The sequence below is a fragment of the Rathayibacter sp. AY1D2 genome (genome assembly GCF_002932695.1).
GTDB lineage: Bacteria > Actinomycetota > Actinomycetes > Actinomycetales > Microbacteriaceae > Rathayibacter.
On the sequence record NZ_PSVX01000022.1, the window covers coordinates 19,640 to 45,132 of the forward strand.

Genomic DNA, 25,493 nt, shown 5'->3' on the forward strand with positions numbered 1-25,493 from the left:
CCTGTTCCTTAGAGCGTGATGCGCTTGTTGTCGTTGATCGTGTTAACGAGTAGCGCACGGAGTTCGCCGAGGTACGCGTTGATGTCGTCCTCGGTTTCGAGCAATCCACCGGCCATCGGAAGCGAGAGCTTCTTGATCGAGATGCTCTGCTTCAGCAGTTGCTTCGGAGGGATGGGACCGTCCGGTGTCGATTCAGTGTCGGGTTCCACAGAAGGATCCGGGTCCAGCGGCGGCTGTCTCGTCGATTCCAGCTCGTCCAGGATGGCCGGGTAGGTCGTGTCGGCGAACTGCGCTGCGAGATTGCGGATCGCCGGGATCTGCGTCTCGTGCTTCACCCGCTCGAGCACGGCCTCTGCTTTGCGAGTCACGGACTCCCGAGAGGCCTCGGTCGCACGCTCAAACGCTGCGCTGACCGGCACCTGCTTCCAGTAGTCGTTGATCGACCCGATGGCAGCGTCGCGCTCCGTGGAGACGATGCCGCCGAGCTGCGCCTGCAGGTCAGTGATCGCAGCCCCAAGCTGGGTCGTCCTATTGCCACGGAAGATCTGCGCATCTTCGAGTGCGATCTCGATTCCATCGGAGATGCTGGCCGTCAAGAAGCCAAGGTTCGTGCGGTTGAGCTGCATGAACTTCGCTGCGTTGTCGTAGATGCTGCGCTGATTCCCGTTGAGGAACGCCTTGATCGGATCGATCGCGTTGTCCTTCGCGTCTAGCAGTTCGTCCGCCGTGGTGGCAGCCTCGTTGAAATGCTCCAGGAACCAATCCGAGCTGTTTGCCGTCAGTTCACCCAACAGCCGGATCGGTTCGTCCAGCTGGTCGATGAACGGGTACGCAGCTGCACCGGACCGCAGTGCCTTCAGCTCGACGAGCTTCGATTCGAGGTGTTCCTTCCCTAGACGTCCGAGTTCAGCCGCATCCTTCGTGAGGCTTCCGTCGTTCGTGAACTCGATGACGAACTTGCGGAAAGCGTTCACGATCTTCTGGTCATAGACCCTCTGCGGAGCGACGACGAGGTTCGGGTATCGCTGCGTGTTGCGCAGCGTCCCGGTTATCTCGGTGCGAGCGAGTGTCTTGCCGTCGAGCTGCAGCTCGATCTTCGACTGTCCAGCGAGGTGGGCCACAACCGCAGCGATCGACCATTGGTCCCAGCCAAAGGGCTTGGCGGAGTACCGGTCGACGAGCTGCTTCATCGTGACCATCTCATGCCGCTTGCCCCGCATCTCCAGGTGCCCGAGCACATCATCGGCGGGCACCTCCAAAATGCTGAGGCTCTCATCGAACATCCCGTCTGCCGGGTTTACCAGTCCATTGAGACCCTGCTCGCTGAAAGTCTTGCCCCCCAGCATGCTCAGATTGGTGTACGTGGCCGCAATGACCTTCGCGAAGCCGTCATTGATTCGATTCTGTGCGTCGCTGGCGGTGACATCGATCACTGCGGCATTGTGAATCAGCGTCGCGCTGCCAACGGCAGTGCGGAGCCTTTCGACGATCTCCTTCTCGCGCTCGGCGTTCTGGGTGCCCTTCTCGCCGAGGATGCGGGTCTCGATCGCCGTGCGACTCGAACCCTGCGCACGCTTGACGTACTTCTCGGTCTTCAGCAACAAGCGAAGATCGGCGAGGATCCGGTTCGCCTCGACCGGGAGAACAACGCGCAGCTCATCGAGACCCGCGCTGTGCGCCTTGATCTGATCCAAGCTGAACTCGGTCTCGGGACTGGTGAAGTGCAGCGCCAGCTCGTGCTGCTTGCCATACGGGGTGCCATCGAGCTTGTAGCCGAACGGGAAATTCTGGCCATTCTTCGCGACCGTCTTGGTCGTCTTCACGACCGACTCAGCGAGAAGCTTGTTGAGCTTCGCGGAGACCTCGGAGTTGTCGATGTCGACGTCCTTGATCTCCTGCTCAATCTTCTGCTCTTCGTTCGTCAGGTAGTCGTACAGGTCGCCGTTGCGCTGAATGTAGGTCTGCGCCTCGAGCACGTTGAGGGCTTCGTTGACGTCCTTACCGAGCTGGATGAGATCCGTACCGAAGCGGTCGTATACCAGGACCGTGAGATTGCGGGCCGTGGCCTTGAAGCTGTCGACGTACTTGACCAAGAACAGCGCCTTCAACAGGCGCACCGCGAGCGCGCTGAGCTTGCCGCTGCCGGTGGCGCTCTCGGCGTTGATGATCGCCCGCTGATTTGCCGATTTCAGTGAGGCACGGATGCCCTCGAACATCTGATCGAACGATGCCAACGATCCGAGCGGCCGATCGGCAAGGTGGGTTGCGACCTGCTGCACGACGCCGAGCATCGACCGCTCGCCCACCGAGCTGTTGCGTCCTTCGAAGATGTTGTGGTCGCTGATGCCCTCGATCGCGGCTTGGAAGAGGGGGAACTGGTACGTCACGAACGGGTACGTGCCGACGAAGTGTGACTCGTCGCGATAGTTCGGGTAGTGGCGGCCCTCGACGAAGTCGAACAGCGTCTTGAAGTTCGCGTGCTCGCCGTCGTAGACCGCTGCGACCTCACTGGCAGCGGCATCCGTCTTCGCGAGAAGACGCTTGCGGATGACCTCTTCGACGTCCTGGCTGGTGAGCTTGAGCCGGTTCTTGAAGCGAGCCTGGATCTTGGAAAAGTCGTTCGCCTGCTGCTTGGTCCGGTCGCCGCCGACCTTCTCCATGTCCTCCTGCGAGGTCACGAAGATCCACGCCCGGCCGTTGCACTTCGTGGCAAGTGACTCGGCAATGGTCTGCAAATTCAGCATGAGCTGCGTATTCGTACCGATGAACTGGCCGACCTCGTCGACGAAGAAGTTCAGCCGGAAGTCTGCTGGTTGCTTCTCAAGCCAAGCCGCGACCTCTTCGGCGAAGTCTTCGATCGATACCGAGTAGTTGGCGCTGTACTGACGGATGATGCCCGGGCTCTCCACGCCGTTCACCTCAGCGAAAGCCTTGTCGATGTTCCCTGCTTCGAGCGCCGCCTGTTCGCGGCCACGCGCCCATTCGATTCCCGCAGCGCGCGCGAACGCCGCTTTGAAGTCGTCATACTGGCCACGCGAATCAAGGTCCCGCTCGAATCGAGCGATGTGCCCCTGGTTGCCGTAATATCCCCGCGCTTCATCGAAGATCTTCACAAACACCTTCAGCAGGGCATCGTTCTGATCCTTGGAGATCAGCGTTGCCTTCTGATCGATGTTGAACAGCAGGCTGCGCGACTGGATCCGGTCGGCCTTCTCGATCAGTGCGGGCAGGAACGCGTCGTCGGCCTTGGAACGGAACTGCTCAGACACGAGGGCACGAGGGAAGTCATGGCCTTCGATGTCCCCCAGCAGGTGCGCCAGCATCTTCAGCAGGTGCGACTTACCGGATCCGAAGAAGCCCGAGATCCACACGCCGTTGGCATTCGTGTAGTTGGTGTATGCCTCAAGCACATGCTCAAGCCCCTTGGCGGCTTCGTTCGTGAGGACGTACTCCTCGACCTCCGTCGCGAGATGCGAGGTGTCATCTGCCTTGATGACACCCTCGATAGCGCGGCCGATCGGCTTCGCGAAAATCTCATTGATCACGGTCGCGCTCATGCTTCTTGCTCCAGAATGTCTTTGGCCCGGTAGTAGCTGTCACTGGCGCTGAGATTCAGCGCGCGCAACTGATGGCCAGCCGTCTGTGTGAACTCGTACGTGCCGGGGAACCACGCAAGCATCGGGCGCCGCACCACAACGCTCTGCAGGTTCTCCAACACCGTGTGGGTGCGGATGAAGGGGAAGACCTCGCCAAGTCCGGTGAGGAAAACGATGTCGCTCGACTGGCCCTGCAAGCGAATACGGATGGCTGGCGCGATGTGATCGTGCGGATCGAGCATCCCCTGCAGTACCTCACGGAACTCGCCCTTGTCCATCGTCGGCTCCAGCTCGACGACTCGCTCCCAGACGCCTCGCTCGGTGAGGAGCTCAACGGCGAGATCGTACAAATCGATCTGGGCGACAGTGAGTCCGTCGTCACTCTGGAGCTTCGTCCGCACCCGGTCCCGCATGCTCTCAACGTCGTGCGTCCACGAGGGCGGGAAGTGGTAGATGAAGAAGGGGACCTCTTTCGAGAGCCCCTCCATCTTCAGGAATCGCTCGCTTCGGAGCACGTCGTAGACGTGCCTCTCGTCGCTCTGCAAGCTGCGCTTCGTCTGTGTCATTGCTCGGCCCCTGCGGATGTCGTCGTCGGGAAGAATCGGATGTCGCTCGGGGTACGCCTGTTCAAGGTCTCAATGACACGTTCCGACATCACCGCGGGAACGATGCTCCCGCTCTCCGTGAGCAACCCGGCGTCTTGCAGCATCCGGAATACGTTCTGACGCAGCTTCATACTCGTCGATGGCTTCAGCTCGTCCAGCTCGGGACGCCACAAGCTCTTTCCAACGAGGAAGCGATCGAAGTCGTCTGTGCTCAAGCTCGGCGTCATCAGCAGGAACCGTTCGCGGACGACCTCTTCGGCGAACTCCCCGATCAAACCGTACCGACGGCATGCTGCGGCCCACATCAGGATCTGCTGCTCACTCGGGCCAGCGTCTGCGAGCAAGCTGATCTCGGCGTCTGTCAGCACGGATAGCCGCTGGACTGTTTCACGGATCACCCGCACGCTTGAGGAGGAAGTGCGCGCCTGCAGGACGTTTCGCTCGACGGCGATCTTCCGCACCTGGCCCCAGTCGCGCTCCGCGAGGTAGAGGGATGCGAGCACGGCGGCTTCGCGCATCAGGAGACCACCGCTCGTAAACGACAGCGCATAGCGCTCGGGGGAGTCAGCGAGCACGGGACCTCCTCTCGTTTTTGGGCAGTGGATCAGGATACAAGGGACCGCCGACACTGCTGTGGGCTGCTGTGGCTTGGGCTGTTCGTCAGGGGGATTCGGCTTCGTCTGGCGCGGCAGCTCCACCGCGGCGCACCCAGTCGTCGACCTCGCTCGCCTGGAACTTCCAGAGGCGCCCGATCTTGTGCGCGGGCATGCTCTTCTCGGCGATCCAGGCGTAAACGGTGTCCTTGGTGACCCCAAGATGGGAAGCGATGTCGTCGGCAGAAAGCCACGGCTCAGTCACTAGGGTCCTCCCTCTCGACCTCGGCGGGCCGACGTTCCCGATGATATCGGAGCAATACCGGGTTGAGTAGGGTTTTTCCGGGTGTGGCCGCTCTACGTCAGTCAGCCAGGTTCCTCAACAGCCATGAGCTGACAGTTGAGCGCCACCTCTCTGAAGCCGAGTTCCAGGCAAGCGTGTGCCCCGCGTCGAAGAACACCAGCTCCACGAGGTCGGGCCGTCGATCGCGGAGCGCATCCGAGACGCGAATCGGAGCCGAGTCGTCTCGGCTGCCGTGCAGGATCAACGTGGGTACGGAGAGTTCTCCGGCGCGGTCGATCCAGTCCATTTCCCGAAGCGGGATGCCTCCCTGCAGCCCGGCCGTGCGGGCGAGTGGATCAATCGTCAACCACGGTGTAGCGAGATGGCCCCCCACGACAGGAAGACCGCTGCGCACGCAGTTGGCCTTGATCACCTCGATCCAGCTGAGAACTGGAGAGTCCAAGACCAGCCCCGCGATCACGCCGCTGGAGCGCATCCGATCGGCTGCTCGTAGCGCGATGGCCGCACCCATCGACCACCCGAACAAGACGATGCGTTCGGCGCCGTGCTCGACGGCGTACTCGACCGCAGCCTCAACATCGTCGGCCTCAAAGTACCCGAGTGTCGAGCGCCCGGTCCCGGTCCGCGGCCCTTCGCCATCATTGCGGAAGCTGACGACGAGCGAGGGGTAGCCAAGCTCAGTGGTCACCTGCACGCCACGTAGCGTGCCGCGTCGGCTGCTCCCCATGCCGGCCGCTCGCCAACCCGAAATTTCAGGTGCCGGACCCTCTCGCCTCCTTGAGGGAGGTGTGCTCGTGCCACCCGCATGCCCCACCGAACGGGTATTCCTGGTCACCTCTGTCCTCCTCTGTCATTTCGAAGAGGGCACGAAAGAGGCCCGAGACCGCGAGATTTCGCGGATCCGGGCCTCTGACCAGGTGTTCGCCGGGGCCTCAGAGAGAAGCTCTCAGAAGTCCCAGTCCTCGTCTTCGGTGTTCACGGCCTTGCCGATCACGTAGGAGGAGCCGGAGCCCGAGAAGAAGTCGTGGTTCTCGTCCGCGTTGGGCGAGAGGGCCGACAGGATCGCGGGGTTCACATCGGTGACCTGCTTGGGGAACATCGGCTCGTAGCCGAGGTTCATCAGCGCCTTGTTGGCGTTGTAGTGCAGGAACTTCTTGACGTCCTCGGTCAGGCCGAGCTGGTCGTAGAGGTCCTGCGTGTACTGCGCCTCGTTGTCGTAGAGCTCGTAGAGCAGCGAGAACGTGTAGTCCTTGATCTCGTCGCGCTTGGCCTGGTCGACCCGCTCGAGTCCCTTCTGGAACTTGTAGCCGATGTAGTAGCCGTGCACGGCCTCGTCGCGGATGATCAGGCGCACGAGGTCGGCCGTGTTGGTGAGCTTGGCGCGCGAGGACCAGTACATCGGCAGGTAGAAGCCCGAGTAGAAGAGGAACGACTCCAGCAGCGTGGAGGCGACCTTCCGCTTCAGCGGGTCGTCGCCGCGGTAGTAGTCCATCACGATGGACGCCTTCTTCTGCAGGTTCGGGTTCTCCATCGACCAGCGGAAGGCCTCGTCGATGTCCTGTGTGTTCGACAGGGTCGAGAACACCGAGGAGTACGACTTGGCGTGGACCGACTCCATGAACGCGATGTTCGTGTAGACGGCCTCCTCGTGAGGCGTGATCGCGTCCGGGATGAGCGAGACGGCGCCGACGGTGCCCTGCACGGTGTCGAGCAGGGTGAGCCCGGTGAACACGCGCATGGTGAGCTGCTGCTCCTGGTGCGTGAGCGTGTTCCACGACTGGATGTCGTTCGACAGCGGGACCTTCTCGGGCAGCCAGAAGTTGCTCGTGAGGCGGTTCCACACCTCGACGTCCTTGTCGTCCTGGATCCGGTTCCAGTTGATCGCCTGGACGGAGTCGACGAGCTTGAGCTTCTCGGGGGGAGTCATGATTCCTTCTCGCTGCTGCGGATGGGTCGTGCGGAGGGGGGTGGGGCTGCGTGCTCTAGAGCATGCACGAGACGCACTGGTCGAGCTCGGTGCCCTCGAGCGCCAGCTGACGGATGCGGATGTAGTAGATCGTCTTGATGCCCTTGCGCCAGGCGTAGATCTGGGCGCGGTTGACGTCGCGGGTGGTCGCCGTGTCCTTGAAGAAGAGCGTGAGCGAGAGGCCCTGGTCGACGTGCTGCGTGGCGGCGGCGTAGGTGTCGATGATCTTCTCGTAGCCGATCTCGTACGCGTCCTGGTAGTACTCCAGGTTGTCGTTCGTCATGAACGGCGCCGGGTAGTAGACGCGGCCGAGCTTGCCCTCCTTGCGGATCTCGATCTTCGACGCGATCGGGTGGATCGAGGACGTCGAGTTGTTGATGTACGAGATCGAGCCGGTCGGCGGGACGGCCTGCAGGTTCTGGTTGTAGATGCCGTGCTCCATGACCGAGGCCTTGAGCGCACGCCAGTCGTCCCGGGTGGGGACCGCGATGCCCGAGTCGGCGAAGAGGCGGGAGACGCGCTCGGTGGCCGGCGCCCACTCCTTCTCGGTGTAGGTGTCGAAGAACTCGCCCGAGGCGTACTTCGAGTCGGCGAAGCCCTCGAAGGTGGTGCCGCGCTCGATGGAGAGGTTGTTGGAGGCACGCAGGGCGTGGAACAGCACCGAGTAGAAGTAGATGTTGGTGAAGTCGATGCCCTCCTCGGATCCGTAGTGGATCCGCTCGCGGGCGAGGTAGCCGTGCAGGTTCATCTGGCCGAGGCCGATGGCGTGCGACTTGTCGTTGCCGTCCTCGATCGAGCGGACCGAGGTGATGTGCGACTGGTCGGACACCGAGGTGAGGCCGCGGATCGCGGTCTCGATGGTGCGGCCGAAGTCGGGCGAGTCCATCGTCAGCGCGATGTTCAGCGAGCCGAGGTTGCAGGAGATGTCCTTGCCGATCTGCGCGTAGGAGAGGTCCTCGTTGTAGGTCGTCGGAGTGTTGACCTGGAGGATCTCGGAGCAGAGGTTGGACATGTTGATGCGGCCCTTGATCGGGTTCGCCTGGTTCACCGTGTCCTCGAACACGATGTAGGGGTAGCCCGACTCGAACTGGATCTCGGCGATGGTCTGGAAGAACTCGCGCGCCGAGATCTTGGTCTTCTTGATGCGCGGGTCGTCGACCATCTCGCGGTACTTCTCCGAGAGGGAGATGTCGCCGAAGGGGATGCCGTAGACGCGCTCGACGTCGTAGGGCGAGAAGAGGTACATGTCCTCGTTGTTCTTCGCGAGCTCGAACGTGATGTCGGGCACGACGACGCCGAGGGAGAGCGTCTTGATGCGGATCTTCTCGTCGGCGTTCTCGCGCTTGGTGTCGAGGAAGCGGAGGATGTCGGGGTGGTGCGCCGAGAGGTACACCGCTCCCGCGCCCTGGCGCGCGCCGAGCTGGTTGGCGTAGCTGAAGCTGTCCTCGAGGAGCTTCATCACGGGGATGATGCCCGAGGACTGGTTCTCGATCTGCTTGATCGGGGCGCCGGCCTCGCGGATGTTCGAGAGCGAGAGGGCGACGCCGCCGCCGCGCTTGGAGAGCTGGAGCGCGGAGTTGATGCCGCGGGCGATCGACTCCATGTTGTCCTCGATGCGCAGCAGGAAGCAGGAGACGAGCTCGCCGCGCTGGGCCTTGCCGGTGTTGAGGAAGGTCGGGGTCGCGGGCTGGAAGCGGCCGGCGACGATCTCCTCGACGAGGGCGGTCGCGAGCGTCTCGTCGCCCTGGGCGAGGCCGAGGGCGGTCATCACGACGCGGTCCTCGAAGCGCTCGAGGTAGCGCTTCCCGTCGAACGTCTTGAGCGTGTACGAGGTGTAGTACTTGAACGCGCCGAGGAAGGTCGCGAAGCGGAACTTCTTCGAGTACGCCAGGTCGTTGAGCTGCTGGATGAACTCGAACGAGTACTGGTCGAGCACGGCCTGCTCGTAGTACTCCTTCTCGACCAGGTAGTCGAGGCGCTCCTTGAGCGTGTGGAAGAACACCGTGTTCTGGTTGACGTGCTGCAGGAAGAACTCGCGAGCGGCCTCGCGGTCCTTGTCGAACTGGATCTCTCCGTTCGGGCCGTAGAGGTTCAGCATCGCGTTGAGCGAGTGGTAGTCCATCTGTGCGGCGTCGCGGGGAGCGTCGATCACTGCTGCGTCCAAAACGTGTCCAATCCTTCGTCGACGGCGCGGACGTCGTCGGGTGTTCCGAATACTTCGAATCGATAGAGGTGCGGCACCTCGCACTTGCGGGCGATGATGTCGCCGGCGAGGCAGTACGCCTCGCCGAAGTTCGTGTTGCCGGCGCCGATGACGCCGCGGATCAGGGAGCGGTTGCACGGATCGTTGAGGAACCGGATGACCTGCTTGGGGACCGCTCCTCCGCCGTTGCCGCCGCCGTAGGTGGGGAGGACGAGCACGTACGGCTCGTGGACGTGGAGCGTGTCGAGGGCGGCTCCGTCGCGGCGGGCGTGGAGCGGGATGCGCTGCGCCGGCCGTCCGAGCTTCTCGATGAACCGGTGCGTGTTCCCCGAGCTGCTGGAGAAGTACACGAGCCCGCTCATCCTCCGGCCCCTCTCCCCGTCAGCTGCTGTTCTCGGTCCCGCCTCCGAGGCGGCTGCGCGGTGAGCCGCAAGGCGGAGGAGGAAGCCGCAGCGGCGCTACGGCGCCCGCCGACGACGCTGCGGATCGCCGTCCGTGCGCCTCAGAGGGTCGCGATCTTGTCGGGGCGGAAGCCGGACCAGTGGTCGTCGTCCGTGATGACGACCGGCGCCTGGAGGTAGCCGAGGGCCTTGACGGCCTCGAGGGCCTTCTCGTCCACGGAGAGGTCGAACACCTCGTAGTCGATGCCCTTGCTGTCGAGGGCGCGGTACGTCGCGGTGCACTGGACGCAGGAGGGCTTGGTGTAGACCGTCACAGCCATGGGTGTCGCCTTTCGGAGGGGGTGTCCCGGTGCCGCTCCCCGACCGGCGGCTCGCGATGCGGGCGGGGTCGGAGGGTGGTCCGGGTGAGTTCTTGGTGCCGGTGGGGCTCTCGCTCCGACCTGCTCAGCAATACTACATATAGGGGGCGGGCCGGCGTCAGCCCACTAGACGTAGTAGTTACAGCCGTGTAGTTATCCACCGGTTCCTCCCCCGTTCATCCACAGGCCGGAGCCCGTGGAACCGCGGAAGGACGCGGATCCGGACGAACCATCCACAGGTGTGGACAGAAGGATCCCGTTCACTGTGTACAACGCGCCACGGCGTGTCGGCATGCCCGACCGGTGGGGTCCGCGCGGCGGCTCGACCACAAGATGTGGTGGTCGGATCGCATCGCGGGGCATGCCCGGACGGTACGCCCGACCACCGACAACGCGAACGGTCAGAGGAGCTGCGCGGCCCACTCCCGGGCGACGGCGCGCAGGTGCGGGAACGGGTCCGCGAGGGCCGCGGACGAGGAGCCCGCCGCTTCCGTCAGCGACACCGCCGCGGTGAAGCCGGGAGTCGGCGCCGCGATCGCCCCGGCGACGAGGAGCGTCCGCACCCCGGCCGCCTCGGCGAGCGCGAGGACGTGCACCGGGACCTTGCCGGCGGCGGACTGCGCGTCGAAGCGCCCCTCCCCCGTGATGACGACGTCCGCGCCCGCGAGGAGCGCCGGGAGCCCGATCGCCCGTCCGACGGCGTCGGCGCCGGAGGTCGGGCGCGCGCCCCAGGCGAGCAGCCCGAAGCCCGTCCCGCCCGCCGCCCCGGAGCCCGGCGCATCGGGATCCGCGTCCAGGTGCGCAGCGAGACGGCGGAGGCCGCTCTCGAGGAGGAGGACGTCCTCGGGGCCGGCCCCCTTCTGCGGTCCGAAGACGCGGGCCGCCCCGGAGTCGCCGAGCAGCGGGGTCGCGACGTCGCTGAGCACGACCGCGCCTCCGGGCGGCAGAGGACGCAGCGCGCGGAGGTCGGCGGCGGCGAGCGCGGGCAGCGCACCGCCTCCCTCGCCGAGGTCGCGGCCGGAGGTGGTGGAGAAGCGTGCGCCGAGCTCGCGGAGCGCTCCGACTCCGCCGTCGGTCGAGGCGCTGCCGCCGATCGCCAGCAGCAGGGCGTGCGCCCCCGCGTCGAGGGCGGCGGCGATCGCGCGGCCGAAGCCGCGCGTGTGCGCGGTGAGCGGTCGGAGCGGGTCGAGCAGCGTGATGCCGCTCGTGGAGGCGAGCTCGACGACGGCTGTCCCGTCGGGGAGCAGCAGCCACCAGGCGCGGACCGGCCGGGAGTCCGGGCCGGGGACGACGACCGGCCGCCGAAGCGACCCCGGGACCGCGAGTGCGAAGGCCTCGACCGTGCCCTCTCCTCCGTCGGCCATCGGCGCGAGGACGATCTCGTCCCCCGGGCGCGCAGCGCTCCAGCCCTCGGCGATCGCCCGCGCGACCTCGACCGCGCTCGCCGACCCCTTGAAGGAGTCGGGCGCGACGACGACCCTCAGCCTGCCCACGCGCTCAGTGTGGCACCGCGCCGCCGCTCAGAGCGGGGTCGCGAGCCGGTAGCCGCGCTTGATCACCGTCGCCACGAGCCGCGGTTCGGGGAGGGCCTGACGGAGGCGGCTGATAGCGACGTCGACCGCGTGGTCGTCGAGAGCCTCCGGCGCGGAGGCCGCGAGGACGTGACGCGCGACGGTCGCGCCCTCGGCGGCGACGAGAGTCCGGAACAGCGCGAGCGCGACCGGGGTCAGCGCCACCCGGGTCCCGGCCAGAACGGCGTGCCGGCCTCGGAGCTCGAGAGTGCCGAAGGCCGTCTCGATGCGGGGCGACGCCTGCTCGAGGTGCTCGCAGGTCAGGCGGATGAGCGCGCCCATCCGGAACCGGTCCGGCACGACCGGGAGGATCCCTGCCTCGACCAGGGGTGCTGCGGTCACCGGGCCGACGGCGGCGGCGACCACCGTCTCGCGGAAGGCCGCCTGGAGGTCGTCGAGGCGGCCCGCGGCCTCCGCGACCGTGAAGAGCGCCTCCACCGCCGGCGCGCTGGTGAAGGTGACGGCGTCGATGCCCCCTCCGCAGACCGCGTCGATCAGCCGCAGCACCCGGGCGGAGTCCTCGTGCACGCTCCAGCGGTAGGGCGCGGCCGTGAGCACCCGGGCGCCGGCGTCGCGGAGACGCTGCAGCTGAGCCGGGTCGGTGAATCCGTGCAGCTGCACCGCGATCGTGCGGCCGGCGACGCCCTCGCGCAGAGCCAGGTCGACGAGGGAGGTGGTCGTCTCGCGCTCGCTCATCCCGTGGTCGTCGAGACCCGCCGCACGGATCGCTCCGCGCGCCTTGGGCCCGCGGACGAGGATCCGCGCGGAGGACAGCGCGTCGGCCAGCTCGATCCCCGCGGCGTCCGCGGCCTCGAGCCAGCGCCGCAGGCCGTAGGAGGTGGTGGCGAGGAGCACGTCGGGACGGGCGGCGACGATGGCGCGGGTCTCCTCCTCGAGCGCGCCCTCGGTGTCGACGCCGCGCATTCGGATGGTGGGGGCGTGCGTCACGGCGGCACCGCGGCGCTCGAACGCGGCGATCAGGTCCTCGGAGCGGCGGTCGGAGGTGACCCCGATGCGGAAGCCGTCCAGCTGGTCGGGTCGGAACCCCACGGCGGCGTCGGGATCAGTGCCGGTCATGCTCGGCCCCCTCGAGATCTCACGCGGTCAGTGCATCGACCGCTCGGGCGATGCTCTCGGGGTCCCCCGCATCATGGCACGCGGCCTGCCGGACCACCTCGCCGATGACGATCACGGCGGGCGAGCGCGGTGCCAGCTCGGGGAGCAGGCCGAGCACTCCGCCGACCGACGAGACCGTCGTGCGCTGGTCGCGCGACCAGCCCCGCTCGACGATCGCGAGGGGCGTGTCGGCGCGCATCCCCGCGCGCTGCAGCCCGGCGACGAGGTGCGGGAGGGTGTTCACGCCCATCAGCACCACGATCGTCCCGCCCAGCCCGGCCAGATGGCCGAGCTCCTGCTCGCTGAACGGCGCATGGCCCGAGACCACGGTGAAGGCCCTGCTGACCTCGCGATGCGTGACCGGGATCCCGGCGGCGGCGGGCACCGAGATCGCGCTGGTCACTCCGGGGACGACCGTGGAGCCGACGCCGGCGAGCCGGCACGCGCGCACCTCCTCCGACCCGCGGCCGAACACGAACGGATCGCCGCCCTTCAGGCGCACGACGTCCAGACCCGCGAGGGCCCGCTCGATCATCAGCCGCTCGATCTCGTGCTGCGGCACCGCGTGATGACCCGGCGTCTTGCCGACGTCGATCAGCTCGGCGCCGGGCGCCCACTCGGCCAGGCCCTCGTGCGGACCGAGCCGGTCGTAGAGCACCACGTCCGCGTCGCGGAGGGCGCGGCGGGCGGCGAGGGTCATCAGATCCGGATCGCCGGGGCCGCCGCCGACGATGCTGACGTGCCCGACCGGCCGGGTCGGCGCGGGGGCCTCGTCGACGATCCAGGGGCAGAGCTCGGCCGCCGCTGCTCGGAGCGGCGCCGGCCCCTCCACCCACACGATCAGGGCCGGGGGCGCCGTGGTGAGCGCGTCCTCCGCCTCGTGCCGCTCGACGAGTGCGCCGGCGGCTCGGTAGCGGGCGAGCACGCGGCGGGTCCCGGAGGCTGTGCCGATCACGAGCACACGGCGTCCGGCGAGGTCGAGGGAGAGCTGCATCACGAGTCCGATCCGATCCCGGCCGGACCGACGGGGATCCTCGGCCCCGCGACCAGCACGGGTCCGTCCGGTCTCTCGTCCCGGCCGGCTGGCCGGACCTGCCCGCGCTCGCGCACGGTCGCGACGCGCGGATCCGCGGTGTCCGGGGCGTTCACGAAGGAGCGGAAGCGGCGGAGCCGGTCGGGATCGGCGAGGGTCGCCGCCCACTCGTCGACGTAGGTGTCGACGTGCGTGGCCATGGCGGCCTCCAGCTCGGCGGCGATGCCGAGCGAGTCCTCGCAGACCACCTCGCGCACGTGCTCGAGTCCGCCGGGGAGCTCCTCCTGCCAGCGTGCGGTCCGCTGGAGCCGCTCGGCCGTCCGCACGTAGTACATGACGTAGCGGTCGATGTAGCGCACCAGGGTCTCGTCGTCGAGGTCCTGCGCGAGCAGCTGGGCGTGCGCCGGCTGGTAGCCGCCGTTGCCGCCGACGTAGAGGTTCCAGCCGAGGTCGCTCGCGATGACGCCGATGTCCTTCCCCCGCGCCTCGGCGCACTCGCGGGCGCAGCCGCTGACCCCGAGCTTGAACTTGTGCGGCGAGCGGAGACCCCGGTACCGCTCCTCGAGGAAGACCGCCATCCCGACCGCGTCCTGGACTCCGAAGCGGCACCAGGTCGATCCGACGCACGACTTGACCGTGCGCAGCGACTTGCCGTACGCCTGACCCGACTCGAAGCCGGCGTCGACGAGGAGGCGCCAGATCTCGGGCAGCTGCTCGAGGCGGGCGCCGAACATGTCGATCCTCTGCCCGCCGGTGATCTTCGTGTAGAGGCCGTACTGCTCGGCGACCTCGGCGATCACCTTGAGCTTCGCCGGCGTGATCTCGCCCCCGGGGATCCGCGGGACGACGGAGTAGGTGCCGTCCTTCTGCATGTTGGCCAGGGCGCGGTCGTTGGTGTCCTGCAGCGGCGCCTGGCCGCCGTCGAGGATGTAGGCGTTCGTCTGGGTGGCGAGGACGGAGGCGATCACCGGCTTGCACACGTCGCAGCCCAGCCCGGAGCCGAAGCGCTCCATCACCTGCTCGGCCGAGTGCAGCCCGAGGATGCGGACCGACTCGAACAGCTCGCTGCGGCTGAGCGCCACATGCTCGCAGAGGGCGCGGGAGACCTCGACGCCCGCACGGATCAGCTCCGTGTCGAGCAGCTTCTTCACCAGGGGCACGCACGATCCGCACTGGGTGCCCGCGCGGGTGCAGGCCTTGAGCGGCCCCAGCTCGGTGCACCCCTCGCCGATCGCGTGGCGGACCTCGCCGACCGAGACGTTGTTGCACGAGCAGACCTGGGCGTCGTCCGGAAGGTCGCCCGAGGGCGCCTCCGCCCCCGCCGCCGCGAGGTAGGCGCCGGGCTCGGCCGGCAGCTCGCGCCCCAGCAGCGGGCGGAGGGAGGAGTAGGGGCCCGCGTCGCCGACGAACATCCCGCCGAGCAGCGTGCGCGCATCGTCCGAGACGACGACCTTCTGGTAGAGACCGCGGGCCGGATCGGCGTAGACGACCTCGAGCGCTCCCTCCGTGGTGCCGAGGGCGTCGCCGAAGCTGGCGACCTCCACGCCCGAGAGCTTGAGCTTGGTGGCGTCGTCGACCCCCGGGAAGGTCGCGTCGCCGCCGAGGATCCGGTCGGCGACCACCTCCGCCATCGCGTTGGCGGGTGCGACGAGCCCGACCGTGCGGCCGGCGATCGCGGCGACCTCGCCGATGGCCCAGACTCCCGCCCTGCTGGTGCGGCAGGCCTCGTCGACGACCACGCCTCCGCGCGGTGCGACCTCGATCCCGACCGCTCGGGCGAGCTCGTCGCGCGCCGTGATCCCGATGGAGAAGACCACGAGATCGGCGCTGATGCTGCTGCCGTCGGTCAGCGCGACGCCGAGCACCGTCCCCGTCGGCGAGGTGAGGATCGCGGTGGGCCGGTTGCCGAGGTGCAGCGCGATCCCCTGCGCCGAGATGATGCGGCCGAGGGCCTGCCCGGCGCCCTCGTCGAGCTGCGCGCTCATCAGCCAGCGGCCGGAGTGGACGAGGGCGGTGCGCGCACCGAGCCGGTGCGCGCCTCCCGCCGCCTCGAGGCCGAGCAGACCGCCGCCGACCACGACCACGATCGCGGGGCGGCCGCGCCGGGCGCGGAACGCGGCGAGCTCGGCGACGAGCCCGTCCACGTCCTCGAGCGTGCGGTAGACGCGGCCGTGCTCGGCGCCCTCGATCGGCGGGACCGTGGCGGAGGAGCCCGTCGCCAGGACGATCTCGTCGCCCTCGAGGGAGCGGCCGTCCGCGAGCTCGACGCGCAGGCGGTCGGGATCGATCGCGACGACACGGGAGGAGGTGATCAGCCGCGCCGACTCCCACAGAGCGCCGTCGCCCAGAGTCAGGTCGTGCTCGCCGTCGAGGCGCTTCGAGAGTGCGACGCGGTCGTAGGGACGGTGCACCTCCTCGCCGAGGACGGTGATCTCCAGCGCCTGGTCGCCGGCCCGGGCGACGAGCGCGTCGACCAGGCGGTGCGCGGCGGGTCCCGCTCCGACGACGAGCACGCGTCGGGGCCGGGCGGCTGGGTTCGCTCCAGGAGTCATGACGTCCACCGTAGGGACGGCCCGTTTCCCCGCCGTTGCCCCGGTGTAACAGCGTGTGACGCGCGCCTCTCGGCGAGCGCCGCAGGCCGTGAGGGCTTCGTTACGCCCGTGACACCGAAGGCGTGCTCGCACGAAACGCGCGATCCCTACCGTTGCCTCATCGCGTCCGACCGGATGCGGTGGCCCACCCGCAGGAAGAAGGCGCAGCGATGACCCTCCTCGATCGGCTCGCCCCCGCGACCGCCACCACCTGGGTGCCGGTCTGCGCCGTCGGCGACCTCGAGCCGCTCTGGGGCGAGGCCGCCCTGGTCGGCGGTGTGCAGCTCGCCCTGTTCCTCCTGCCCGACGGGCGGGTGCGGGCCGTCTCGAACCTCGACCCCGCGACCGGCGCGGCCGTGCTCTCGCGCGGCATCGTCGGCTCGCGTCTGGTCGACGGGGTGCAGCGGCCCACGATCGCCTCCCCCCTGCACAAGGACGTCTTCGACCTCGAGACCGGCGCCTGCTTCACACGAGCGGAGCTGCACCTCGCCACCTGGCAGGTGCGCGAGAGCGACGGCACGATCGAGGTCGCCCAGCGGACCGCTCTGGTCGCCGCGTCCCACGGGACCTCCGACGACGACGGGAGGCGTGCCGTCGCCGCGCTGGTCGAGGCGGTCCGCCGGGCCAACCCGGCGCTGGACGTGCTCGACTCCTTCGTCGACGTGCAGCAGCCCGACGTCCCCGCGACCCTGGGCTCTCTCGAGCCGGGCCGGCCGGCGGTGGTCGTGCCGCTGCTGCTCTCGGCCGGCTACCACGTGCACGTCGACCTCGCCGAGGCCGCGGCGGAGGCGGAGCGGCCGGTGCGGGTCTCGGGCGCGCTCGGACCCGATCCCCGCCTGGCGCGAGTGCTCGCCCGCCGGCTCCACGAGGCAGGGCTCGACGACGGCGACCGCGTCGTGCTCGCCGCTGCCGGCTCGAGCGACGCCGGTGCCGTCGCGGACTGCTGGACCACCGGCCGCCTCCTCGCCGCCGAGCTCGGCCGCGAGGTGAGCACCTCGTTCATCTCGGCCGCCGAGCCGCGGATCGCGGAGGCGGTCGCCGCCGAGCGCGCCGCCCACCCCGGCGCGCGCGTCGTGGTCGCCACCTACCTGCTCGCGCCCGGCTACTTCGCCGGCCTGGCCGCCTCCGCGGGGGCCGACCTCGCCTCCGCTCCCCTCCTCACCGCCGTCGATCCGCCCGCCCGCGAGCTGGTCGACATCGTCTCGGAGCTGTTCGGGCGCAACGCCTGACGCCTCCTCCCCGCACCACCACCGCTCCACCTCCCCGTCCCGAGCGCGCCCTCGCGCGCGCCGCCCACCCTCCGGAGGACCACGATGACTGCTGCACCCCCGACCACCGTCCCCACGACCGCCGCCACATCCACCGGCATCATCCGACGGCCGGGCCGCTGGATCGACGGCTGGAACCCCGAGGACCCCGCCCAGTGGGAGGCGGAGGGACGCTCCGTCGCCGCCCGCAATCTGAGGTGGTCGATCTTCGCCGAGTTCCTCGGCTTCGTCGTCTGGCAGCTCTGGTCGGTCGTCGTCGTCTCGCTGCCGGCGGCCGGGTTCGCCTTCGACACCGGGCAGATCTTCTGGCTCATCTCGATGCCGAGCCTCGTCGGCGCCACCCTCCGGATCCCGTACACGTTCATGGTCCCCCGCTTCGGCGGCCGCAACTGGACGATCGTGTCGGCGGGCCTCCTGCTGATCCCGAGCGTCGGACTCGGCATCGCGGTCTCGAATCCGGAGACCCCGTTCGGCGTCATGCTCCTGGTGGCCGCGCTCGCCGGCTTCGGCGGCGGCAACTTCGCCAGCTCGATGGCGAACATCACCTTCTTCTACCCGCACGCGCAGAAGGGCTGGGCTCTGGGGCTCAACGCCGCGGGCGGCAACCTGGGCGCCTCCGTCGCGCAGCTCGTCGTGCCGATCGCGATCACCGTCGGCGCCGCGGCCACGCTGAACCTGCCGATCGCCGGCTTCCTCTGGGTCCCCCTGATCGTCGTGGCGATGATCGGCGCCGCCAAGCGCATGGACAACCTCTCGACCGCGAAGTCCGACGTCGCCGCCTCCCTCGCCGCGCTCCGCGAGCCGCACCTCTGGCTGCTGGCCGTGCTCTACATCGGCACCTTCGGGTCCTTCATCGGATTCGCCGGCGTGTTCCCGAAGCTCATCGCCGACACCTTCCCCGAGTTCTCCGGCTTCGCCGTCGGCTCGGCGACGGTCGGCCTCGCGTTCCTCGGCTCCCTGGTGGGCTCGCTGTCCCGCCCCTCCGGCGGCCGTCTGGCCGACCGCTTCGGCGGAGCGCCTGTCACGGTCCTCGCCTTCGTCGCCATGGGCGCCGGGATCCTCGGCGTGATCGCGACACTGCCGCTCGGCAGCTTCTGGCTCTTCCTCGCCTGCTTCCTCGTGCTCTTCTCGGCGGCCGGCATCGGCAACGGCGCGACCTACCGCATGATTCCCACGGTGTTCGCCCTCCGCGCCCGCCAGCGCGGCGACGACGGCATCGGCGCCCAGCGCACGTCCGCCGCGGCGCTCGGCCTGATCTCGGCGATCGGCGCCTACGGCGGCTTCGTGATCCCCCAGCTGCTCGGCTTCTCCAAGACCGAGTTCGGCGACTACACCACGGCGCTGGGCTGGTTCGTCGGCGCCTACGCGGTGATGCTCGCGATCACGGCCGGCGTCTACCTCCGCCTCGCCGCGAAGACGGGGACCCGGATCTGACGATGAGCGCACCCGCCCCGACCGACTCCCACTGCCCGTACTGCGCCCTGCAGTGCGCGATGACGCTGACACCCGCGGCGGGCCCCGTGCCCCTGGCGGTCGAGGGGAGGGAGTTCCCGACGAACCGGGGCGGGCTCTGCGCCAAGGGCTGGACCTCCGTCGAGCTGCTGGCGAGCGGACAGCGCCTGGTCTCCCCGCTGCTGCGCGGCGCCGACGGCGTCCTCGCGGAGGCGTCGTGGGAGGAGGCGCTCGACGCGGTCGCCGGGGCGGTGCGCGGCGTCCGGGAGCGGCACGGCGCCGACGCGGTGGCCGTCTTCGGCGGCGGGGGGCTCACCAATGAGAAGGCCTACCAGCTCGGGAAGTTCGCTCGGATCGCTCTCGGCACCTCCCGGATCGACTACAACGGCCGCTTCTGCATGTCCTCGGCCGCGGCGGCCGGCAACCGCGCCTTCGGCGTCGATCGCGGACTGCCGTTCCCGGTGTCCGATCTCGACGACGCCGACACGATCCTGCTCCTGGGCTCGAACGTCGCCGCGACGATGCCGCCGCTGCTCGCCCACTTCGCCGGTGCCCGCTCGCGGGGCGGCCTGGTGGTCGTCGACCCGCGCCGCTCGGCCACCGCGCGGCTGACGGAGGAAGGCGCCGGCACGCATCTGCAGCCCGCCCCGGGGACGGATCTGCCGCTCCTGCTCGGGCTGACCCACCTGGTCTTCGCCGAGGGCCTCGCCGACACCGCCTACCTCGCCGCGCGCACGACCGGCGCCGAGGCGGTGCGCCGCAGCGTCTCGGCGTGGTGGCCGGAGCGCACGTCCGCGGTCACGGGCGTGCCGACCACGCTCCTCCGCTCCCTCGCGCGCCGGCTCGCCGCGGGGCGGTCGTTCGTGCTGACCGGCCGCGGGGTCGAGCAGCACGTCGACGGCACCGACACCGCGACCGCCGCGATCAACCTCGCTCTCGTGCTCGGCCTGGTGGGCCGCGAGGGGTCGGGGTACGGCACGCTCACCGGTCAGGGCAACGGCCAGGGCGGACGCGAGCACGGCCAGAAGGCCGATCAGCTCCCGGGGTACCGCTCCATCCGCGATCCGGAGGCGCGGCGCCACGTCGCCGCCGTCTGGGACGTGACGCCCGAATCGATCCCCGGCCCGGGCCTGCCCGCCACCGCCCTGCTCGCCGAGCTCGGACGCTCCGTGCACTGCCTGCTGGTGCACGGCTCCAACGTGGTCGTCTCGGCTCCGGACGCCGACGCCGTCCGCGCCGGGCTCGAGGCCCTGGACACGCTGGTCGTCTGCGACTTCTTCCTCTCCGAGACCGCCGCGCTGGCCGATGTGGTGCTCCCGGTGCCGCAGTGGGCGGAGGAGGAGGGCACGATGACCTCGCTCGAGGGCCGGGTGCTCCGCCGCCGCCGGGCGATCGACCCGCCGGCGGGAGTGCGCAGCGAGCTCTGGATCATGAGCGAACTGGCGCGCCGTCTCGACGCCCCCTCGAGCTGGTCGACCGTCCCCGCGGAGGTGTTCGACGAGCTGGCCCGCGCGTCCGCGGGAGGCGTGGCCGACTACTCCGGCCTCTCGCACGTCCTGCTCGACACCGGGATCGCCGCCCACTGGCCCTACCCCGCGGGCGGCACGGGGACGCCGCGCCTCTTCGCTGAGCGCTTCGGGCACCCCGACGGCCGGGCGCGCCTGGTCGCCGTCATCCCCGCCGTCCCCGTCGTCGTGGACCGCGGCGAGGAGCTGACCCTCGTGACCGGCCGCTACCTCCAGCAGTACCAGTCGGGCACCCAGACCCGGCGGGTCGCGGAGCTCGATGCGGCCCGCCCCGAGGCTCGGCTCGAGATCCACCCGGCGACCGCCTCCCGGCTCGGCGTCCGCGACGGAGCACCTGTGGCGATCGGGAACGCGCGCGGCGTGGTCCGCGCCCGCGCGAGCGTCACCGCGGACATCCGCCACGACACGGTGTTCCTGCCCTTCCACTACGCGGGTGAGCAGTGCGCGAACCTCCTCACCGAGGCCGTCGTGGACCCGGTGTCGTCGATGCCCGAGTTCAAGCGCACGCGGGTCTGGGTCCGCGCGGAAGGGACGGCACATGCCTGAGACACCTCCCGAGCGGATCGTCCTGATCGGCTATGGCCCCGTCGGCTCGCGCTTCGTCGAGGAGCTGCTGCCGGCCGTGCGGGCCGGTCTGGTCGCGCTGACGGTGGTCGGCGCCGAGAGCGACGACCCGTACAACCGTGTCCTGCTCGCGGAGTACGCCGTCGGCCGGGCGACCCGCGAGCGCCTCGACCTCGGCGACCGGACGGCGGCGGAGGCGGCGGGCGTCGTCCTGCGCCTGGGAGCGGCCGTCGTGGGGATCGACCGCGCGCGGAACGTCGTGCGGCTGCACGACGGCGAGCGGCTGCCCTACGACCGCCTCGTCCTGGCCACCGGCGCCCGGGCGAACGTGCCGACCCTCGCCGGGATGGAGCGGTCCCGACGCGAGCGGACGGTGCGCGCCGCCGATCCGGAGTCGCTCGACGCGGGCTCCCGGCCCCTCCCGGAGCGGGTGGTGGCGCTGCGCGACCTGGCCGACGCCCGGGTGGTCCGCGAGTCCGTGCGCTCCGGCGCGCGCCTCGTCGTGCTCGGGGCGGGAGTGCTCGGGATCGAGTTCGCCCTCGCGGCCGCCGAGCAGGGCGCGCAGGTGGTGGTGGTCTTCCACGGCGACATCCCGATGGCCCGCAATCTCGACACGGGCGGGGGCCGGATGCTGGCCGCGGCCGCCCGCGCGGCCGGCGTCGAGATGGTGGCGCACGCCCGGTCCGAGAGCGTCCTGCTCGCGCACGACGACCGCGGCCGTGCGCACTTCCAGGCGCTCGTCTGCGCTGACGGCAAGCAGATCGAGGGGGATCTGCTGGTGCTCTCGTGCGGTGTCGGTGCGCGGGTCGAGCTGGCCGCGGGCGCGGAGCTCGCCGTCTCGACCGGGATCCTGGTCGATGAGCAGCTGCGCAGCTGGAGCGACCCGGACGTCTTCGCGATCGGCGACTGCGCGCACGTCGCCCCCCGCGGCTCGGCCCTGCCCGACGGCCGCGTGCCCGGCGGACCGAGCGGACTGATCGGTCCGGGATGGGAGCAGGCGGACCGGCTCGCAGCGCGGATCCGGGCGGAGGCGGAGGGCCGCTGCGGCGAGGAGCGCGTCCCCGACGCCCGACCGGCGGTCGTGATGCTGAAGGCCGAGGGTGTCGACCTCGTGGCAGGAGGCGACGTGGCCCCGGAGCCGTGGGACCCGCACCGCCCGGGCGAGGAGCACCTCGAAGTGACGCTATGGGCTGACCCCGCCCGCGGGGGCTACGCCAAGCTCGTGACCGCGGGAGGAGTGCTGCGCGGGTTCGTCTCGGTGGGTCTGCCCAGGGTCGGCGCCGAGCTCAGCCTCCTCTTCGAGCGGGGCTCGGAGCTGCCGGCGGACCGGTCGAGCCTCCTGCGTCTGGACGCCCCGGATGCGGGTGCCGCGGCGACCGGCGATCCGTTCGCCCCCGATGCCACGGTCTGCTGGTGCAACGGCGTGACGGCGGCGGTGATCACCGATGCGGCTGCGGCGGGACACGGGACGGTCGCCTGCGTCGGGCGGGCGACCCGCGCCGGCACGGGCTGCGGCGGCTGCACCGGGCGCATCGCCGAGCTGCTCGCGCGGACGGCGGTCCCCGCCTGATCGCCGCGAAAACCGGGCCTCGCCGCCTCAGCGGTCGAGCGCCTCCGCGAGGCGCCGGGTGACCGCCCGCAGTTCGAGCTCGGCCCCGCGGACGCGCTCGTCGAGAGCCGCCGCGGTGTCGGCAGCCTGCTCGGCGGCCGCCGCACCCGCCGCCTCGGACGAGGCTCGGTCGGCCGCGACCGACGCGCTGAGCTCGTCCAGCGCCTCCCGGAGGCCCGCCGACTCGTCGCGCAGCACGGAGACGTCGCCCTGCACCGCGCTCAGCTCGCCGCGGAGCCCGGCCACCTCGTCGCGCAGGGCCGCCGTCTCGGCGCGCAGCTCCTCCGTGCGCAGCCGCGCCTGCTCGAACCAGGGGGCGACCAGCCGGTGCACCGCATCGCGGAGCACGACGCCGCCGCGGCCGAGCCGGGTGGGCGCGGAGCCGGGGTCCTGGAGGAAGTCGTGGTCAGTGGTCATCGTCGTGGTCCCGTCCGGAGAAGCGGCGGTGGAGCACGTCCATCGCCCGCAGATCCTTGTCCATGATGTCGGCCTCGAGGGTGGTGTCGGCGAGGCGGTCGGCGAGGCCAGGCCGGGAGCGGCGCTCGAGCGAGGCCTCGATCAGCTCGACGGAGCGCTCGAACGAGAGCGGTCCGCGCGCCGCGGCCCGGCCCCGCCGACCGAGCGCCTCGAGGTCCACCGCCCCGCTCGCCACGTCCCGCATCGCCTCGAGGAGCGCCGGGGCGGAGCGGGTGATCTTGATGCAGTCGACCCCGTCGATGAGGAACTCCGCGACTCCGCTGGCCGCCGTCACGATCGGCACGGCGCCCGCCGCGGCCGCCTCGACCGGCGCGACGCCGAACGCCTCTCCGGCCCAGGTCGGGAAGAGGAACGCGTCGGCGCGGCCGTGCGCGGCGAGCACCTCGGCGTGGGGCGTCGGTCCGTGGAACTCGACCAGGCCGTCCAGGCCCGCCTCGTCCGCCCGGGCGCGCCAGCCGTCCACGTCTCCGTCGCCGTAGAGGTCCACGCGGAAGTCGCGGGTCTCCTCCGCGAGAGACGCCGCCGCCTCCAGCACCAGCCCGACGCCCTTGTGCTCGCCGAGCGACGCGGCGAACGTGAACCGGGTGGTCCCGCCCTCGCGGTAGCGCCGCGGCTCCGCGGTGTCGGGGGGAACGGACACTCCCCGCCCGATCACCTCGACCTCGCCCAGGCTCAGCCCGCCGGCCTCGATCGCGTCGACGAGCGAGCGGCTGACCGCGACGATCTCGCCGCGGTCGAAGTGGTCGGGGGCCTGGGCGCCGTAGACGCGGAGCACGCGCTCGGGCAGCCCGTCGACCAGGGCGTTCGGGATGCGGTCGCCGAGGTTCCACATCCACGGGGCCTCCACCGCCCGCAGCAGGTCGATCAGCGCGAGGCCGCCGATCCCGAGCAGGTTGAAGGCCACCACGTGGGTCGGCGCGAAGTCGCGCAGCTCCTCGAGCAGGATGCGGGTGTTCTCGAACCGCGAGACGGCGCTCTCGTGGTGCAGCAGCTGAGCGATCTCGCCGCCGGTCTGCGGCAGCGGGAAGTAGGTGCGCAGGCTCAGCGTGCGGTGCACCTCGACGCCCGAGGGCTCCGGCGGCAGGTAGGTCGGCGTGGTCAGCACGCGCACGGTGTGGCCGCGGGCCGCCATCGCCTCCGCGACGCGCGCACAGGTCATCTCGTATCCGCCGAGCACCTGCGGCGGATAGAGGTTGCTCACGAACAGCAGGCGCATCACCGCACCTCCCCTCTCGCGGAGGCGTCCGCCGCGATCCGCGCCGTCACCTCGGGCGTGTAGGCCGCGCGGGCCTGGCGGTCGTTGCCGCCGTCCCAGTAGTTGACGAGGTAGAGCCCGGACTGCTGCGTGCGCGGCACGAACGGGAACAGCTGGGCCCGGGGCTCGATCTGCGCGATCCGGTAACCGGCGTCGACCGCGCGCACGTGCAGCCAGATGTCGTCGGCGTCCGGGGCGATCTCGCGGAACGCCTCCCCGTGCGCGGCGATCTCGCCGAGGAGCGCGGCGGGCAGCAGCTGCCCGGAGACGGAGGTGCCGAAGACGTCGGTCGACGCGCGCGTGTCGGCGACCGGCGTCCAGCTCGTGTACGGAGCCACGGCGCCGTCGACGATCCCCACCCGGTGGGCGCGGTAGCAGAGCACGGTCTCGCGGGGGTAGCGCGAGCGGGCGTCGAGCAGGCCCCTCAGCCAGGTGCGCGGGTACACGATGTCGTCGTCGGAGGTGACGAGGTCGCGCTCCCCCGCCCGGCCCGAGAGCAGGTGCGGGTAGTACTTCGTGTGCACGCGGTAGCCGTCGACCAGGCGGATCTCGACGCCGCGGCGGCGGAGGCGGCGCAGCGGCGCGGGCAGGTCGGCGTGCAGGGCCGGGTCGTCGAGCCAGAGCACCAGGCGCGCGGGCCGGGCGTCGCCGCGGGCGATCGACTCGAGCGCCACGTGGACCCGCTGCAGCCGCTCGCCGTGCGTGGTCATCGTGACCACGACCTCGCCCGCCGGATCGACCGCGGAGCGGCGGGAGAAGCGGTTGGCCAGGTCGAGCAGCAGCAGCTCGCGCCGGAGCGCGGGCGAGGGGTGGTCGATCGGCCGGGCGGCGATCACGGCGGCGCGGCGCTCCGAGAGGCGCTGAGGGGCGGAGCGGACGACCCGGGCCGCGGAGCGCAGCCGCGTGCGGGGGCGGACACGACGGCCCAGCGCCGCGAGGCGCGTGCGGGGCCGGACGCGCCGGCCGACGGCGGCGAGAGCGGGATGCATCGGTCCAGGTTAGCC

The 25,493-nt window shown here is 70.1% G+C and carries 20 protein-coding genes; 4 read left to right on the forward strand and 16 right to left on the reverse strand.

Features of this window, described 5'->3' with window-relative positions; all coding sequences use genetic code 11:
- Nucleotides 1–8 precede the first annotated feature (8 nt).
- From brxC to nirB, 13 genes are all read right to left on the reverse strand, one after another.
- On the reverse strand, nt 9–3,557 hold the full coding sequence (gene brxC / locus C5D04_RS07575; RefSeq protein ID WP_104347518.1) for a BREX system P-loop protein BrxC: 3,549 nt from the start codon (nt 3,555–3,557) through the stop codon (nt 9–11).
- On the reverse strand, nt 3,554–4,162 hold the full coding sequence (locus C5D04_RS07580) for a DUF1788 domain-containing protein (protein WP_104347519.1): 609 nt from the start codon (nt 4,160–4,162) through the stop codon (nt 3,554–3,556). Before C5D04_RS07580 ends, brxC begins: the two co-directional genes overlap by 4 nt.
- Nucleotides 4,159–4,776 (reverse strand): DUF1819 family protein, encoded by a 618-nt coding sequence (locus tag C5D04_RS07585; protein ID WP_104347520.1) that lies wholly within the window; start codon nt 4,774–4,776, stop codon nt 4,159–4,161. Before C5D04_RS07585 ends, C5D04_RS07580 begins: the two co-directional genes overlap by 4 nt.
- A gap of 85 nt (nt 4,777–4,861) precedes the next feature.
- Nucleotides 4,862–5,059: a helix-turn-helix domain-containing protein gene (locus tag C5D04_RS07590; RefSeq protein ID WP_104347521.1), complete on the reverse strand. Its 198-nt coding sequence runs from the start codon at nt 5,057–5,059 to the stop codon at nt 4,862–4,864.
- 97 nt (nt 5,060–5,156) lie between these two features.
- Entirely contained in the window at nt 5,157–5,786 is a 630-nt protein-coding gene (locus C5D04_RS07595; protein ID WP_258068863.1) for a S9 family peptidase, read from the reverse strand.
- Nucleotides 5,787–6,044: 258 nt separating this feature from the next.
- The gene (nrdF, locus tag C5D04_RS07600) at nt 6,045–7,025 is read right to left on the reverse strand and encodes a class 1b ribonucleoside-diphosphate reductase subunit beta (RefSeq protein WP_104224358.1); all 981 of its coding nucleotides are present in this window, start codon (nt 7,023–7,025) and stop codon (nt 6,045–6,047) included.
- Nucleotides 7,026–7,080: 55 nt separating this feature from the next.
- On the reverse strand, nt 7,081–9,186 hold the full coding sequence (gene nrdE, locus C5D04_RS07605; RefSeq protein WP_104250945.1) for a class 1b ribonucleoside-diphosphate reductase subunit alpha: 2,106 nt from the start codon (nt 9,184–9,186) through the stop codon (nt 7,081–7,083).
- Between the two features lie 26 nt (nt 9,187–9,212).
- The gene (nrdI, locus tag C5D04_RS07610; protein WP_104224357.1) at nt 9,213–9,629 is read right to left on the reverse strand and encodes a class Ib ribonucleoside-diphosphate reductase assembly flavoprotein NrdI; all 417 of its coding nucleotides are present in this window, start codon (nt 9,627–9,629) and stop codon (nt 9,213–9,215) included.
- Nucleotides 9,630–9,769: 140 nt separating this feature from the next.
- Nucleotides 9,770–9,988 (reverse strand): glutaredoxin-like protein NrdH, encoded by a 219-nt coding sequence (gene nrdH / locus C5D04_RS07615; RefSeq protein WP_068255139.1) that lies wholly within the window; start codon nt 9,986–9,988, stop codon nt 9,770–9,772.
- Nucleotides 9,989–10,428: 440 nt separating this feature from the next.
- Nucleotides 10,429–11,511: a glycerate kinase gene (locus C5D04_RS07620; protein WP_104347525.1), complete on the reverse strand. Its 1,083-nt coding sequence runs from the start codon at nt 11,509–11,511 to the stop codon at nt 10,429–10,431.
- 36 nt (nt 11,512–11,547) lie between these two features.
- Nucleotides 11,548–12,675, reverse strand: coding sequence for a uroporphyrinogen-III synthase (locus C5D04_RS07625; RefSeq protein ID WP_104288800.1), 1,128 nt, complete (start codon nt 12,673–12,675; stop codon nt 11,548–11,550).
- Nucleotides 12,676–12,694: 19 nt separating this feature from the next.
- Entirely contained in the window at nt 12,695–13,708 is a 1,014-nt protein-coding gene (cobA, locus tag C5D04_RS07630; RefSeq protein ID WP_104347526.1) for a uroporphyrinogen-III C-methyltransferase, read from the reverse strand.
- A complete protein-coding gene (gene nirB / locus C5D04_RS07635) occupies nt 13,708–16,299 on the reverse strand; it encodes a nitrite reductase large subunit NirB (RefSeq protein ID WP_104224354.1) in 2,592 nt (863 codons plus the stop codon). Before nirB ends, cobA begins: the two co-directional genes overlap by 1 nt.
- A gap of 209 nt (nt 16,300–16,508) precedes the next feature.
- On the opposite strand from nirB, the gene nirD reads away from it, so the two are divergent.
- The 4 genes from nirD (at nt 16,509) to C5D04_RS07655 (ending at nt 22,718) form a co-directional block, all read left to right on the forward strand.
- Nucleotides 16,509–17,567, forward strand: a complete 1,059-nt coding sequence (gene nirD / locus C5D04_RS18815; protein ID WP_104224353.1) for a nitrite reductase small subunit NirD — start codon at nt 16,509–16,511, stop codon at nt 17,565–17,567.
- 84 nt (nt 17,568–17,651) lie between these two features.
- Nucleotides 17,652–19,040, forward strand: coding sequence for an MFS transporter (locus C5D04_RS07645; protein WP_104224352.1), 1,389 nt, complete (start codon nt 17,652–17,654; stop codon nt 19,038–19,040).
- Between the two features lie 2 nt (nt 19,041–19,042).
- Nucleotides 19,043–21,130, forward strand: a complete 2,088-nt coding sequence (locus C5D04_RS07650) for a molybdopterin oxidoreductase family protein (protein ID WP_104347523.1) — start codon at nt 19,043–19,045, stop codon at nt 21,128–21,130.
- On the forward strand, nt 21,123–22,718 hold the full coding sequence (locus C5D04_RS07655) for an NAD(P)/FAD-dependent oxidoreductase (protein WP_104227174.1): 1,596 nt from the start codon (nt 21,123–21,125) through the stop codon (nt 22,716–22,718). The genes C5D04_RS07650 and C5D04_RS07655 overlap by 8 nt, the downstream gene beginning before the upstream one ends.
- Before the next feature lie 27 nt (nt 22,719–22,745).
- Here the strand turns inward: C5D04_RS07655 and C5D04_RS07660 are convergent, their stop codons facing one another.
- Genes C5D04_RS07660 through C5D04_RS07670 form a run of 3 tightly spaced genes read right to left on the reverse strand, consistent with a single transcriptional unit; the run spans nt 22,746 to nt 25,478 of the window.
- On the reverse strand, nt 22,746–23,174 hold the full coding sequence (locus tag C5D04_RS07660) for a hypothetical protein (protein WP_104247711.1): 429 nt from the start codon (nt 23,172–23,174) through the stop codon (nt 22,746–22,748).
- On the reverse strand, nt 23,164–24,450 hold the full coding sequence (locus tag C5D04_RS07665; RefSeq protein ID WP_104339193.1) for a glycosyltransferase: 1,287 nt from the start codon (nt 24,448–24,450) through the stop codon (nt 23,164–23,166). The genes C5D04_RS07660 and C5D04_RS07665 overlap by 11 nt, the downstream gene beginning before the upstream one ends.
- Nucleotides 24,450–25,478 carry a glycosyltransferase gene (locus C5D04_RS07670; RefSeq protein WP_104227176.1) on the reverse strand — a complete coding sequence of 343 codons (1,029 nt, stop codon included), beginning with the start codon at nt 25,476–25,478 and terminating at the stop codon, nt 24,450–24,452. Before C5D04_RS07670 ends, C5D04_RS07665 begins: the two co-directional genes overlap by 1 nt.
- Nucleotides 25,479–25,493 lie beyond the last annotated feature (15 nt).